Here is a 14,688-nt window from a genome sequence, read left to right on the forward strand (position 1 = left end):
TGTGTCTTTTGGAGAATCAGGAATAGATGAGGAGGCCGATATCTTCGGGGAGATGCTCGGCAACCCCTTGGATCACGTCCCCCTTCATCGCCTTCCAGAGGGCCCCACGCCGGGTTAGGCCGAGGAGCAGCATGTTGGCGCCGTGGGTGACGGCCATGTCGAGGATGGCGTCGGGGATGTCCCGAGCCACGCCGTAGAGCAGGCGCAAGGGGACGCCCGAGTCATGGGCCTGGGTGCGGAGCCGCTCGAACAGTTGAAGGGCCTGCTCGTCTTCGGCCAGGGTCGGGATGGTCGTCGGTCCCATCGGGGTCACCGCCAGGTGGCGAATGAAGAGGATTTGCAGCTCGGCCTGGCGGCTCTTGCACTCCTCGATCGCGAACTCGATCAGACGCGTGTTGCCCTGAGTGGGGACCATGATGTGCATCTTCGGCTTGAACGCCCCTTCCAGGAGCATCCGCGGCTTGACGGGCGCCGCCGTGGGCGCGAGAGCCAATTCGGCCTCTTCGCCGGCCGGTTTCCCTTCGAGGGCGAGTTCGGCTCCCGGTTCACCCGCGACCACGCGATACCGGCGCACCTGATCGGTGAGGTAGCCGATCGTCACGGCCATGCCGACCGAGAGGGCAAAGCTGGGCCAGGTGTCGCCAACCACCAGGGCGTTGAACAATTCAAGCAGGATCGCCGCGACCGACACGGCCAGGTAGCCGAACCGGGAGTTCCGCGAGAGCGGTAAGGTGCGGCTCGACGCGATCGTCGCCAGCCGGCCGGCGAGACCGACGACCAGGACGAGCAGGGCGAAGCTGCGGGCATGCGGCTTGACGACGGCGATGGTCAGCTCGATGGCGATCAGGACCACCGTCAAGACGATCATAATCGCTCGTTCATGCGTCTTCAGTTTCAGGTTGCGGTTGGTCGAGATCGACCCGAGGTTGATTGCGATCGCCCCGACGACGCCGATGGCGTAGAGGTCGGCCAGCGCCGCGACGCTCGGGAAGATGAGGACGACCGCCGCCGGAATGATCGCCGCCACCACCAAGGGGATGAATGGCATCCCGTAGCGATTCAAACCGGTGAACGGCTTGGGCAGCTCCTTGTCCCGCGCCAGCATGAACTGGACCGAGACCAAGGCGCCGACGGCCGTGTTGACGGCCGACAACAGGAGTGCCGCGAAGACAAAGGCGCTGACGGCCGAGAAGAACGGAATGACCGGATCGACGTACTGATGGGCGATGACCTTGAGCATGTCGCCGGTGTGGGCGAGTGTCCCATCAGGAGATCGCTGGTAGAGAATCTGATCGGGCAGGGCGTTCATCGCCGCCGCCAGGATCAGGTTGAGGATGACGATTTCAACCAGGACAGGGAGAATCGTCCGCTTCGCGGTCCGCTCCACGGGCGGGACCATGATCCCGGTCATGTTGGCGACCGCCTCCACCCCCGAGAGCGCGAGCACGATCTCGGTGAAGCCGACCCACGACTGCCAGGGGTTGCCCGCTGCGAACGGGGAGAGGATTTTGAGTTCACCCGGGTTCATCAAGTGGGGCAGGCAGAAGATGCCGATGACCAAGGTCAGCGCGATCGTGGCCAGGGCCACCAGCATGGCGGCGAACCCTGTCTTCGTCGGCCCGAACGCGTTGAAGAAGCCAATCAAGAGGATCGTCACGGCCGTGGCGATCGCGTCGACCGGGGTTCCCAGGATTTGGAGGTCTTTGATCCCGAGGTAGTGGAACGCATCGAGGCAGGAGAGCGAGGCGGTGACGACGTAGTCGGCACACAAGAGCAGGGCACCGACGACGGCCAGGAGCTCGGATCGCTGGCGGGCCGCCGAGTAAACGCCGCCGCCGTCGGGGAAGAGCCGGCAGACCGCGGTGTAGCACCAACCGACGCCGATCATCAACAGGCACATCGCGGCGATGTACCAGAACGAGGCGCGGCCATTGAAGGCGAATGCCAGGCCGAGGACGTAGAGCCGGCTCGTGCCCCAGTCGCCAAAGAGCATTGGCCCGGCATGATACCAATGCAACTCGCGCGGACGTTCCCCGGTCGACAACATATAATCGATGTCTCACGATTCAGGGACGACCGTCTCGAGCCCCCTCTTGACGAACCTGCGGGGGATCGGTTGGTTAAAGGGGAGAATCGCGAACCGCGTTCGTCGATGAATCCCTCGGTTCGTCCGTGTCGCGAACCGCGAGTCGCCGTGCTTTTGTCACCGATCCTGTCGACTACGTCAAGAGGATGTCGTTTCGAGCCGTTGAAGCAGGACCATATCACGATAAAGGCCGCTGTCGGCCATGAGCTCGGCATGGCTGCCGACCTGGGCGATCGCCCCCCCTTCCATGACGAGGATCCGGTCGGCGTGGCGGATCGTGCTGAGCCGATGCGCAATCACGAACGAGGTTCGCCCGCGCATCAAGGTGGTGAGGCTCTGCTGGATCAGATGCTCGCTCTCGCTGTCGAGATTGCTCGTCGCCTCGTCGAGGATGAAGATCCGGGGGTCGGCGAGCACCGCGCGGGCGATCGCCAGGCGCTGGCGTTGCCCGCCGCTCAGCCGGACCCCGCGCTCGCCGATCAAGGTGTCGTAGCCGTCGGGGAGCCGGGTGATGAATTCGGCGGCATTGGCCACCCGAGCGGCGTGTTCGACCTGGGCCAGGGTGGCGCGACGATCGGCGTAGGCGATGTTTTCACCGATCGTGCCGTCGAAGAGGAAGACATCCTGCTCGACGATGCCGAGCAAGCGGCGGTAGCTCTCCACCTTGAGGTCGCGGAGGTTCGTGCCGTCGAGCCGGACGACCCCTGCGGTCGGGTCGTAGAACCGCGCGATCAGGTTGCAGAGCGTCGTCTTGCCCGCGCCGCTGCGGCCGACCAGGGCGATGACCTCCCCCGCCTCGACCTCGAGGTTGATGTCGCGAAGCACGCTGGTTTCGGTGTTCGGATAGGCGAAGCTTACCTCGTCGAATTGGATCCGGCCGGCGACGGAACTCTTCGCGATCGACCAGGTCCCCGCGTTCGAGACCATCTCGCGGGGCTCTTCCATCAAGTCGAGCACGCGATCAAGTCCGGATAAGTTGTTCTGAAGCTGGGTGACGCTGGTCGCCAGCACGGCCAACGGTTCCAGGAGCATCGCCAGGTAGACGAGGAACATCATGAGGTCCCCCAGCGAGAGCCGGCCGTCGAGGACCCGGATGCCGCCATAGAGGAGCAGGAGGCCGGAAGAGGCGGGCAAGAGCAGGTCCCAGAGGATCTCGACCCCCCGCGACCAGCGCCAGGCGAAAAGCTCCTGCCGACTCATGAAGTGATTCTCGCCGACGAAGCGGGCGCTCTCGCGGCGCTGACGGCCGAACGCACGGACGACCCGCATGCCGCCGAACGCTTCGGCGGCCATTGCGTCGATCTCTTGCCGCTGCTTACGAACGTCGCGGAAGAGGGGCCGAAGCCGACGGTTCCAGAGCCGGTCGGTCCAGTACAAGGCCGGCCCCAGGGCGCCCGCACCGAGCAAGAGCCGCCAGTCCACCCAGCAGAGGACGATGAGCCCGCCCAGCAGTTGAACCAGAGCCCGCCAGGGGTTGTAGATCATGCTGAAGATCAACTCGCCCACGCCTCCGGCGTCCTCGCGGAGCAGGCTGGCCGCCCCTCCCGACTTGAGCTGATAGACCCGATGCAAGGGGAGCCGGACCGCATGCTCGAACACCTGTCGACGGACCTTGACCTGGATCCGCTTCGATGCCAAGGTCGCCCGCCACCGCCCCCAGAGACCGCAAGCGGTCGACACCACCGAGACGAGGAAGACCCCCGTGACGAGCGCAAGCAGCCGCCCTTTGGGAGCGGCCGGGATCGGTAGCCAGGCCGGCAAGGAACCCGGCAGTGGCTTGGCGAGCAAAACGTAGTCGATCACGAGCTTGGTGGCGGCGGGGGGGACGAGTCGCAGCAGCGTGGCGATCGAGAGTGTCGCCAGGGCCAGCGCAACGGCGGAACGCTGCCCCTCAAGAAGCGTGTAGAGCTCGCGATAGAGGCGAGGCAGCGAGCGGTGCCTCGGTGTGGCTTCCCCCGTGCCTGGACGAGCCTTGTCCTGGGTGCGGTTGCTCCACTCGTCACGATACCGGAGGAATCGGAGCCGACTCGTGAGCCGATGATGCAAGGCCAAGAGTAAGAATCCCTTCCCTCGAGAAGCAAGAAGTCGGTCAAAGCCAAAGGAGGCAGGGCGTTCAACCCCACTGATGCCATTATTCTAGGGATTCAAGGGCCGGTGGGAACTAAATAGTTCCCTGCCAAAGGGAAAGTAGCCCTGCCCCTATAATTCATGCAGAGGACTGCACCGACGACTCAACACGGACGAACATTAACGACGCCCATGCTCTCCCTTTCGACGACTCAACGCGACGAACTCTTGGCGATCTACCGCAAGGATTCTGATCCCGAACTCCGCTTTCGCGCCCACATTATCCTCCTGTTGGCTGACGGCCATCCCTGGGACAACATCGAGTCCATGCTCTTCTGCAGCTCACGCACTGTCGACCGCTGGCTGAAGCGGTTCCAGGCCGAGGGCCTCGAAGGGTTGACTGGGAGGAAACGGGGCCGGCCCTTTCGGCTGGGCTTCGGCTGGGTCGCCATCCTCGTGAACTGGGTGACCACCACGACCCCCAGCGACTTCGGTTTCCTCCGCAGTCGCTGGTCGTGTGTGTTGTTGGCCCTGCTCTTGCGAGAAAGAGAAGGCGTTCGCGTCAGCCGGGAGACCGTCCGTCGCTGGCTCCATCGCGGCCACCTGGTGTGCCGGCGACCCCGGCCGACCCTGAAGCCGGACGAAGACGAGAGGCAGGTCAAGCTGGCTGAACTGCGGAAGCTCCTGGAAGAGCTGCCCGAGGACGAGACGGCCGTCTGGCAGGACGAAGTCGAGGTTCACACCAACCCAAAGATCGGCCGGATGTGGATGTTCAAAGGCCGACAAGCGAAGGTCGAGACCCCCGGGACGAACAAGAAGCGGCACATCTCCGGCTCAATCCACTGGCGGACCGGCCAGGTGTTCGTCACCGAGGCGGCCCCCAAGCAAGGGCGCGACGGAGCGTTGTTCATCAAGCACCTCGACGACCTGCGCCGCAGGCTGCGACGCTACCGCAAGATCCACGTGATCTGCGACAACGCGGGGAGCCACACCAGCCTGGAGGTGATCCAGTACCTCTGGAAGCACGAGGGTCGAATCGAAGTCCATCTGCTCCCCGCATACTCCCCGGACCTGAACCCGATCGAGCGGGTATGGTGGCATTTGCACGAGAACATCACCCGGAATCATCGGTGCAAGGATCTGGAGGAATTATTGGATCGAGTCTTCACCTGGCTGGGACAGGCAAACCCTTTCCAGATCGAGGGTTCGGCTTACCCAAAAGCCAGGGCCGCCTGATCTACTTTCCCATTTGAAAGTTTCTATTTAGGGCCTTTGGAAACACGATGACCTGGAATCCTCGCGCGTTCTGACCTCGGCCTTGTCCGGAGCGTTGGAACAAGGTTCTTTGCGGGGGGAAACCCGAGCAGCCGAGCAATCGGGATCGCCTTTGGTTCAGCCCCAACAAACAGGGCGAACTCAGGCCGCTCGGGGCAGCGAATTCCTTTGAGACTCGAGGTGGCTTTGGAATGAAAGCGTCAAGTGCCACAGGATTCCGAGCAGGGAATCCCGTGGCACCCAAGGTCATCCGGCTCGCGGCCTCAATCGATTCCCGAGTGACCTGGTTCACGACTTATGATTTGAGGGAATCGGTCGCCTGATTCCTCCACTTCCGTTGAGATCGAAACGAAAAAACGGCACTCACGCCCCATGCCGCTTGCGAGGCGCTACGTTCAGGGGTTGGGGCTCGCCTTCCTTGTGGCGGCCTTTTTCGGGGCGGCCTTCTTCTTGGTCGGGGCGGCCGGTGTGGCGGTAACTGCCGGTGTGGTCGCCTCAGCGCTGGCGGCCTTCTTGGTCACCTTCTTTGCGGCTGCCGTGGTCTTCTTCACGGCCGGCGCGGGAACTGGCTCCGGAGCCGGGGTGGGGGCTGCGGCTGCGGTCTCGACCTTCGCTGCTTTCGGGGCGGCCGGCTTGGTGGTCTTCTTCGTGGCTTTTGGTGTGCCCTTCACGTTCTTGGCGGTGCTCATCGGGAATTCCTTTCGTGCAAACAGATGTGGAGGTCTTCGGCTCAACTCGACACGAACGCGACCCTCGTCACAACCACGCGGGGGTTCCCAGACCAGATGGAGTGGCATCTCATCAAGAAATGAATCTCGGCTGGCAAGTCATACGCCGCGATCATGCATGGCTGCGTTTTGCCATGCGACGGGTTGCTCGTGAGAGGACGATCTCGGCCGGACAACACCTCGCCCGAATTCAGCTCTGATGGACGACTGATGAAGGGAACACATAAAATTTATGGTGAGTCCCGAAATGAAGCAAGAGGGATATCCAAAGGATTCAGAATGCGACCTCTCCTGCATTCTCTGGAACCGTGGGCGTCTTGTCCGTGCACTGGGGAAACGCCCGTCGCAAAGGGAGCGAGCCGTCGCCTCCGGCACAGGGCAAAAGGTCGGCCGCATTCCAGGGGGATTTGCGGCTCGAGGCGGTCGATGTCGAGTCTCTGGTCCGCCGCCGAGAGGCCGGAGCGATCGCGAAGCCGGGGCCCTGGAATTGCGGCGATAAGGCGTGGATCCGGCTTCGGTTGGTCGCTCGTCGACCTCTTTGGATTGCATCAACAGGACAGGGCGGATCAAGGATCAGGCGGAAGGGAACGACCACTTCCCGAGGATCACGGGGGTTCGCGCCCCGGTCACGCTGGGCAGCGAGGTGGGATGGCCGAGCAGCGCCTCGTTCGCGAACAGGGCGAAGGCCATCGCCTCCCGCGCGGAGGAGGAGACCCCGACCTCCTCGGAGTCGCGCACCGGGACGGGATTCATGTTGGCCCGGATCCGCTCCATGAGGGCCGGATTTCGCGCACCGCCGCCAGCCACGATGATTTCGCCGACCGGGGGATCGACCACGAACCGGTCGAGGGCTTTGGTGATGGAGCGGGCGGTGAACTCCGTGAGCGTGGCCATCAGGTCGTGATCCCGCCGTCCGTGAGCGGCCACGGCGCGTTCGAGGAACGCATCTCCATACATTTCAAACCCGGTCGACTTGGGCGGCCGGCGTTGGAGAAAGGGGTCGGTCGTGAGGAGGTCGTCGAGCAAGGCTGCGTTGACCGTCCCGCTTCGGGCGAGCCGGCCGTCCAGGTCGCAGGTCAGCTCCCCGCCGGAAAGTTGAACGGCGAGGCGGTCGAGGAGCGAATTGGCTGGCCCGGTATCAAAGCCGAAGACCCGGTCCGGGTCCGGGTCGAGAATCGTGACGTTGGCGATCCCGCCGAGATTGAGAATCACGCGCCGCCGGTTCGCGCTGGCGCCTGCCGGGCCTGCATAGAGGATCAAGTCGGAGAAGGGGGTCAATGGTGCCCCTTCGCCTCCGGCCGCGATGTCTCGGCTTCGGAAATCCGAGATGACGCAGATCCCGGTCCGTTCCGCGATCTGATCGCCGTCGCCCACCTGCAAGGTCGCTCGAGGGACCCCCGGCATCGAGCTGTGATGGTAGAGCGTCTGGCCGTGCGAGCCGATCAGGTCGATTTCCTCGGGCGTCAGTTTCGCGGCCTGGATCGCACTCAAGCACGCATCCGCGAAGAGTTCGCCCACTTGAACATGAAGCTCGGCGATGGTCCGCACGTTGAGGTCGGCCGCGCCGAAGACCTGGCGCCTCACCGATGCAGCATAAGGGTGTTCGTAATACTGAATCAGTTCGACCTCGGCTCCGGGGTTCCCGGGCGTGGGGATGCCTCCCCCCTTGATCCGGCAGATGGCGACCGAGATCGCGTCGGCGCTCGTGCCGGAGATCAACCCCAGCACAATCCGCGCGGGCTTCGCGCTGAGTTCGAGCAGTCGCTGAAGGATCGGGCTCATGGATGGCCTTTCACGCCAAGCGGAGATTGCGTTCGATTAATCGAAGGACGTCCAGCGATACCCCGCTTTTGGGGCTCGCCTCTTGCCAGGTGCCAGTGAGTCATCAAGGGCCGTCGATCCCGGTCGGCTGAGCGCGGTGGCCTGTTCTTATTTTTTAAGGATGATCGACTGTCGCGACCAAGGCAACAGAAACCTGGGTTGACGAAAAGGCCGGACGATGCGATTCCTCACCCGTGGCCGTTCCTCTCCCATTCGGGAAAATGGCGATCAGTGATCGCCTTAATAACCCCTGATTTGGCCGGTTTACGACCGTATGTTGATTTAAATCAACATTCCGGGATTGCTCTGGTTACTTTGTAAGTCCTTGGGAATGCTTGAGATCTGCCGATCAAAGTGGCTCTCGTAAAGCATCGAACGATTATATGATGCGGCGGTGGGATAACGTGAGCTAGCGTTTTAAAGGGGACGCGGACAGGTTCCGACGTTCTTGGTTGCTGGCCCACCTCCGCCGCACTTCTGGCGATTCGACGTTGAGACTAACTTGATGATGCGATCAAAGAAGGCTCGGTTTCAGCCGAATTTGGAAAATCTTGACCGCCGTGACTTGCCGGCTGTGTTCACGGGCGTGACGGCGACTCTGGCGGACGGTGTTTTGAATGTGTCGGGGTCGAACGCGAAATCGGTGATCCGCATTGACCTGATGGCGCGGACGGTTCGCGGCGAAGTTCGCGGCACAGTCACGGTTCAAGGCGCGGGCCGTTTCCAGGCTGCTCAGATCGATTCGATCGAGGTCGAGAAGTCGGATCAGGGGGACCGCCTGGTGATCCGCCGCATGGGGCGGTGGTCTCCCCCGACGACGGTCACGGTTGCGGACGCGCCGGTGACTGTCGTTCCTCCCCCGAGTCCCACCCCCGTTAAGCCCCCCTGGTTTGTGCCGAGTCCGCCACCTCCGGTCGTCACTCCTCCGGTTGTCACTCCTCCGGTGGTTGTGCCTCCTCCCACGTCGCCAGGCACGCCCAGTCCGGCGGGGGTGATTCTGGGGGCGACCGAGCAGGAGATCGTCGATCTGACGAATCAGGTGCGCGCTCAGAACGGGCTGGCACCGCTCACGGTCAATGCGAAGCTGGTCACCATGGCCGAGATCGAGGCGGGCAACATGGTCCAGTTCAATGTCATGGCGCACACGATTCCGCAAGCGGCCCAGCCTGATCTCCAGAGCCGTCAGAAGTACGTCGGCTACAATTTCTCCTGGCTGTCGGAGAACATCGCCTACAACTTTCTCAGTGCCAGTGCGGTCGTCAACGGCTGGATGAGCTCGACGGGACACCGCGCCAATATCCTCGATACCAAAGTCACCGAGATTGGCGTCGCGGTCCTTCAGGACAGCAAGGGCTCCCCCTACTACGTCCAGGTCTTCGGCGCTCCCGCCTGATGATGGGCGGGCTCTGAATGGGAATGAATGAGGACGCGGCCGAAGCCTTTTTTACGGGCTTCGGCCGCTTCGTTTCCCGGATGTTCAGGAATCGCCAGATCGATCACGAGAGAACGGGCGTTCTCGTCAGACCCGCAGGAAGATGCGGTTGCGGTAGAGATAGAACAAGAAGAGCCACTTCGCCGTGAGGACCCCCGCGGCCGCGAGGACGAGCCTGGCATTCGTGGACACGTAGAGTTCGGTCAGCCGATAGGTGCCGCCCAGGAAGAACGTGGTGAGATGCTCGAAGTCGATGAAGCGAGGGGCGACAAAGATCGTGATCGCATTGGCCCCGATGACGACGAAGAAGAAGGCCCAGCGGCGGAACCGAAGGACGTCGATCACGGCATAGAAGAGTGCGAGCAGGAGCAGGCTCAGCCCGCCGGCGACGAGTACGAATGGACTGGTCCAGAGGATCTTGTTGATCGGGAACCGCTCGCCCCACGCGACCCCGACGATGAGGCTCAATACGCCCGCCGCAACCAGGCCCGCCACCTTCTGCCAAGGGCCGCGTTGTGAGCGAAGCCAGTGGCCTGCGAGCACGCCAAGCAGCGCTGTTCCCACGGCCGGGATGGTTGTGAGCAACCCTTCGTTGTCGCCGTAACCGTAGTACGACTTCATGATCTTGCCAGGCAAGAACTGGCGGTCGATCCAGCCGGCGAGGTTCCCGGAAATCGAGTAATCGCCCGCCGTATGCCCCGGCGCACCGACGTTCGCCATCAGCGCCCAGTAACCGACCAGGATCAGCACCAGCAGGATCGCCACGCCCCGTCTCGAAAACCAGAGCGAAATCAAGGCGGCAATTCCGTAGCAGAGCGCGATCCGCTGGAGGACGCCCGCGACCCGGAGATTGGCCCAATCGAACTTGAGCACGCCGTTGCAGAGGAGCCCGAGTGCGAACAAGAGCAGGGTTCGGCGGGCGATTCGCCGGTATTCAGCGCCTCGGCCTTGCCCCTGGAGCTTGCCGAGTGAAAACGGCAAGACCGTGCCGACCAGAAACAGAAAGAGCGGGAAGATGAGGTCATTCAGCCGGAAGCCGTGCCATTCGGCATGCTCAAGCTGCTCTTGCACGACCTTTCCGGCCGACGAATCCGACCATCTGGCGAGCGCTTTGGCAAGGCGTTCGCCGCCGATGATCCAGAGCATGTCGAAGCCGCGCAGCGCATCGATTGAAAGGAGCCGTTCGGAAGGCTTGGGCGCTGCGATCGAGTCAGAATCCATAAGTGGGGTCTCGGCGGTCAAAAGAACGATCGGGGAAGCCATCCGCGACCTGGCCATTCACGGATTCCCCAATCGCCCTTGATGGTACCCCAGGCCCTGGGGCCCCGGCAATTCCTGTGGGGCGGCTTGACGTGGACGAAATGACCTGCGGCACATACACGAGGAGGCAGGGGCGCGAGCGGATCGAGCGAGCCAAGCTCAGGGCCAAGGGTGCCCGGCGTGAGGACCGGGTTTCTCATTGGTATTGCGCCGTTAAAATCAAAAAGGGAAAGGCGAACCGAGGCAGAACAAAGGCCCGGCGATCATCCCCGCGCGCTCGACCGATCTTCGACTTGGTCGCCGGGCGAATTTCGCGCTGGCACGCCTCGAGTTGCGACCGGTTTAGTGATCGATTCAGGGGATTGAATTTTTTTATGGAATACGTGAATCTCGGCAAAACAGGACTCAAGGTTTCCCGGTTATGCCTTGGGTGCATGAGCTACGGTGTGCCCGAGCGTGGCGCACACCCCTGGACGCTCGATGAGTCGAAGAGCCGGCCCTTGATCGAGCGGGCCCTTGACCTGGGGATCAACTTCTTCGACACCTCCAATTCGTATTCCGACGGGACGAGCGAGGAGATCACCGGCCGCGTCCTTGGCGATCTCGCCAGGCGAGAGGAGGTTGTGATCGCGACCAAGGTCTTTTACCGGGCGCGGAAAGGACCGAATGGCCGGGGGCTGTCCAGGAAGGCGATCTTCGCGGAGATCGACGCGAGCCTGCAACGGCTCGGGACGGACTATGTCGACCTCTACCAGATCCACCGATGGGACGAAGAGACGCCGATCGAGGAGACCCTCGAGGCGCTCCACGACGTGGTCAAGGCCGGTAAGGCGCGGTACATCGGCGCCTCGTCGATGCACGCCTGGCAATTCAGCAAGGCGCTCTACCTGGCCGACCTCCACGGCTGGACCCGCTTTGTCTCGATGCAGGATCACTACAACCTGCTCTACCGCGAGTAGGAGCGGGAGATGATCCCGCTCTGCCTCGACCAGGGGATTGGGCTTCTGCCCTGGAGTCCGCTGGCTCGCGGGAGACTGGCACGCCCCTGGGACCAAAAGGGGAGTACCGAACGAGCAGAGACGGACGAGTTCGGAAAAACGCTCTATGCGAAGACCGAGGAGGCCGATCGCGCGGTTGTCGATCGCCTTGGCGAAGTCGCCGAAGCGCGAGGGATCTCTCGGGCGCAGCTGGCTCTGGCCTGGTTGCTCAACAAGCCCAGGGTCACGTCGCCGATCATCGGGGCCACGAAGCTTCACCACCTTGAGGACGCGATCGGTGCCCTCTCGGTCAAGCTGACATCCGAAGAGATGATCCTCCTTGAAGAACCCTACGTGCCCCATCCGGTTCTGGGGTTCTCCTAAAATCAGGCTGCCGAGGCTGGGAATCCACTGCAAACAAGGAAGCAAAGGGGTTACTTGAGGCTGACTCCGCCGTCGGCGTTGAGAACCCAGCCTGGGTTCCAGGCGATTTCCCAGAGGTGTCCATCGGGGTCGGCGAAGTAGCCGGAGTAGCCTCCCCAGGCGGTGTCGGTCGCCTCCTTGAGGATCGTCGCCCCGGCGGCGGCAGCCTCGCGAAGCAGGGCGTCCACTTCCTCGCGGCTCCGGAGGTTCTGCGCCAGCGCCGGCGATCCGACACCGACTTTTTCCGTGGGAATCCGTGCGTCCGCGGCGAGATCGTTTCTGGGGAAGAGGGCGAAGACCATTCCCGGCATCGGGAAGAACACCACTTCGTCGGCCGCGAAGCCGGGCTGCCAGCCGAGTCCCTCCTCGTAGAACCGACGTGCTCGGGCCAGGTCCGCAACGCCAAGTGTGATCAGGCTCACTCTCTGTTCCATCGAACTTCCCCCTCTGCTTCTGGTTCGAGCCGGTCCATCCACCACGTTTCCGATCGTTCACGACCGGTCAATCGAAGGGGATGATAGGGGGTTCCGCGTGGGCCGTCTTGAAGAAATCGGCCATGGCGAGGGTACTGGCCGGGTTGGCGAGGACTGAGGTCGGCGTGCATGCGGAGAGTTCGCGCACGTCGCGGCTCATGTGGGCCTGGTCGGCGTATCCCGCTTCCAGGGCTAGGGCCGCCAGGTCGAGTCGTGGAGCCGGTTTGTTCCGGGCGAGATCGAGTAGTCGTTGGAAGCGAAGGATGCGCTGAAGGGTCTTGGGGCTATATCCGACCGCGTCGTGGAAGCGGCGATGAAGCTGGCGGCTGCTGATTCCCATCGCTCGGCTCAGCGCTGAGATTCGACCGTTGGGGTGCCCGGCCATCCAGGCCACCGCCGCGATGACGACGTCGTCGGGGTGGGTGTCGGCCGGCCCCGCGTGGTCGAGTCGGTCGAGCAGGGCGGTTTCGAACTGCCTGACTCGGTCGCGGGTCGTCCGCCGCTCGGCGACCTGTTCGAAGAGGCGGTTGGCCAGTGCACCCCAGAGGTCGACCAGGGGGACCTGGCGATCGCGCATGAGCCTTGCGGGGGCTCCGAGCAGCACCGGGGCCAGCCCTGGCCGAAACCGAACGCCGATGAGGGTTGAACGCGGGGGGACCGAGGCCACGAATGTCCGGGTCGCCGGGCCGACGACGAGCGGAGGGGTCTCCTCGGTCCAGACAACGTCGGTGCAACCGTCGGGCAAGACGCGCTGAGGATAGTCCCGCTCCCCCTCGCCGATTTGCTGAGTCCAGGTGCAGATCAGAAACCGGGCGAGCGGTGCCGCCGGCGCGAATTCCTGATACGCGGATTCGGGGTAAGGGCTCATGCTTGCACGCGTTTGCTGGAAGTGCCGTTGGTTGCTCCGACTTCACTCACTTCTTACGGATCTCGAACCGCCATTGGGTCGTCCCGACCTGCTCGAGTCCGGTCCCTTTCCAGATTTGCTCCGCGAGCGCCTGCCAGGGAGCTTTCCGATTGGCATCCAGCAGCAATGAGTTGAGGTTGACCCCGCGACCGAGAGCGTCGGCGTCCACTGTTCCGATCGCTTGCTTTTCGCAAGTGACCTCGTATTTGCCGGGAGCGAGACCCGTGACCTTGAGCATGTATCGGGAGCGTGCCTCGAGTGGCACATACTTGCGCGGGGGGAGCAGGATGGGCGGGAGGATGGGCAGGACCTTGTCGGCCCGGGTGAAGGCGAGTTCGCCGTCGCTGGAACTGACGTCGAGCAGCCGGCAATTGACGGTTTCCGTGACTTGGCCATCGGCGCTGAGCGTCGCCTCGCTCGCGACGGCGTGGGGATCGAGGAGGTCGTAGAGAATGTAGCCCCAGCCGACGTAGGCGGAGTCGGTCAAGTGGATCTTATCCCTGAGCATGCTGTACGAGGGGTCGTCCGCCTGCGCTCCTGCTTGTAAGGCACCCAGGGGATGATGGGTGTCGACCACCATCCAGCCTTTCTCCCGGCCGTGCGTGATCATGGTCTCGGCATATTTCTGGCGTTTCTCCGCCGGAACTTTGCCCGATTTGCGGACATCGGCGGCTTGTGGGGTGAGGAGAACCACCCGTGCTCCGCTCTGCTCGGCCTTTGCGACGCACTGCTCCATGTTCGCGAGGAACTTGGGGAGTCCTTCGTCGCCGCCGCTGGCATCGTTGCCCCCATAGTTGAAGAACACGAGGGTCGGCTTGAACTCCGCGAGCCACTCGTCAATGTGCTGGAGCCCCGTCGCGAACGTTCCGCTACCCGTCGTGAACTTCTTGGCCGCAAAAGTGAGTTCCGGGTGCCTGGTATGAAGGAGGAATTCCAAGGTTTGTGGCCAGACGCCAATCTTGGTTGAGGAACTGCCGATCCAGGCGACCCGGTCGCCGTTGCGGAACGGGAAGGGGGAACTTGGGGTTCCCGCCCGGGCGTTGACGTCAATCAGGAAGAGGAGAGCCAGCAGGACATTGGATGGGATGAACCAGGCTGGGGACCGCCGGCAAACTTGACGAAGCATTGGGGCGAACTCCACGAAGTGGACGGGCGAATCAGGCAGGAGTAGCCGGTTCTCAGAGCAATCAGGCAGTGATCGAATCTGATGAGCCGGACGGAACGCGGTCGATCAATCAG

The 14,688-nt window shown here is 63.0% G+C and carries 10 protein-coding genes and 1 pseudogene; 3 read left to right on the plus strand and 8 right to left on the minus strand.

The genetic code is table 11. From position 1 onward, the window contains the following. Positions 1–16 precede the first annotated feature (16 nt). Both SINAC_RS23140 and SINAC_RS23145 read right to left on the minus strand, forming a co-directional pair. Entirely contained in the window at positions 17–2,047 is a 2,031-nt protein-coding gene (locus SINAC_RS23140) for a universal stress protein (protein ID WP_015248005.1), read from the minus strand. A 177-nt stretch (positions 2,048–2,224) separates the two neighbouring features. Next, the gene (locus tag SINAC_RS23145) at positions 2,225–4,138 is read right to left on the minus strand and encodes an ABC transporter ATP-binding protein (RefSeq protein ID WP_015248006.1); all 1,914 of its coding nucleotides are present in this window, start codon (positions 4,136–4,138) and stop codon (positions 2,225–2,227) included. A 207-nt stretch (positions 4,139–4,345) separates the two neighbouring features. On the opposite strand from SINAC_RS23145, the gene SINAC_RS23150 reads away from it, so the two are divergent. Beyond that, positions 4,346–5,389, plus strand: coding sequence for an IS630 family transposase (locus SINAC_RS23150; RefSeq protein WP_015248007.1), 1,044 nt, complete (start codon positions 4,346–4,348; stop codon positions 5,387–5,389). Positions 5,390–5,823: 434 nt separating this feature from the next. Here the strand turns inward: SINAC_RS23150 and SINAC_RS23155 are convergent, their stop codons facing one another. Both SINAC_RS23155 and SINAC_RS23165 read right to left on the minus strand, forming a co-directional pair. After that, positions 5,824–6,117 carry a hypothetical protein gene (locus SINAC_RS23155; RefSeq protein ID WP_015248008.1) on the minus strand — a complete coding sequence of 98 codons (294 nt, stop codon included), beginning with the start codon at positions 6,115–6,117 and terminating at the stop codon, positions 5,824–5,826. A 612-nt stretch (positions 6,118–6,729) separates the two neighbouring features. Further along, complete coding sequence (locus SINAC_RS23165; protein WP_015248009.1) at positions 6,730–7,938, minus strand: anhydro-N-acetylmuramic acid kinase; 1,209 nt, start codon at positions 7,936–7,938, stop codon at positions 6,730–6,732. A 544-nt stretch (positions 7,939–8,482) separates the two neighbouring features. On the opposite strand from SINAC_RS23165, the gene SINAC_RS23170 reads away from it, so the two are divergent. After that, positions 8,483–9,370: a CAP domain-containing protein gene (locus SINAC_RS23170; RefSeq protein WP_015248010.1), complete on the plus strand. Its 888-nt coding sequence runs from the start codon at positions 8,483–8,485 to the stop codon at positions 9,368–9,370. Between the two features lie 126 nt (positions 9,371–9,496). Here the strand turns inward: SINAC_RS23170 and SINAC_RS23175 are convergent, their stop codons facing one another. Continuing rightward, a complete protein-coding gene (locus tag SINAC_RS23175; RefSeq protein WP_044147752.1) occupies positions 9,497–10,630 on the minus strand; it encodes an acyltransferase family protein in 1,134 nt (377 codons plus the stop codon). Between the two features lie 413 nt (positions 10,631–11,043). Here SINAC_RS23175 and SINAC_RS23180 point away from each other — a divergent pair. Beyond that, positions 11,044–12,030 (plus strand): annotated as a pseudogene (locus SINAC_RS23180) (aldo/keto reductase). Between the two features lie 50 nt (positions 12,031–12,080). On the opposite strand, the gene SINAC_RS23185 reads toward SINAC_RS23180, so the two are convergent. The 3 genes from SINAC_RS23185 to SINAC_RS23195 all read right to left on the minus strand — a co-directional run bounded on the left by SINAC_RS23185 (position 12,081) and on the right by SINAC_RS23195 (position 14,575). Further along, positions 12,081–12,503: a VOC family protein gene (locus SINAC_RS23185; protein WP_015248012.1), complete on the minus strand. Its 423-nt coding sequence runs from the start codon at positions 12,501–12,503 to the stop codon at positions 12,081–12,083. A gap of 67 nt (positions 12,504–12,570) precedes the next feature. Next, positions 12,571–13,410, minus strand: coding sequence for a DUF6597 domain-containing transcriptional factor (locus SINAC_RS23190; protein ID WP_015248013.1), 840 nt, complete (start codon positions 13,408–13,410; stop codon positions 12,571–12,573). Positions 13,411–13,456: 46 nt separating this feature from the next. Further along, positions 13,457–14,575 (minus strand): SGNH/GDSL hydrolase family protein, encoded by a 1,119-nt coding sequence (locus tag SINAC_RS23195; protein ID WP_015248014.1) that lies wholly within the window; start codon positions 14,573–14,575, stop codon positions 13,457–13,459. Between the last annotated feature and the right edge of the window lie 113 nt (positions 14,576–14,688).

The organism is Singulisphaera acidiphila DSM 18658, from assembly GCF_000242455.2.
GTDB lineage: Bacteria > Planctomycetota > Planctomycetia > Isosphaerales > Isosphaeraceae > Singulisphaera > Singulisphaera acidiphila.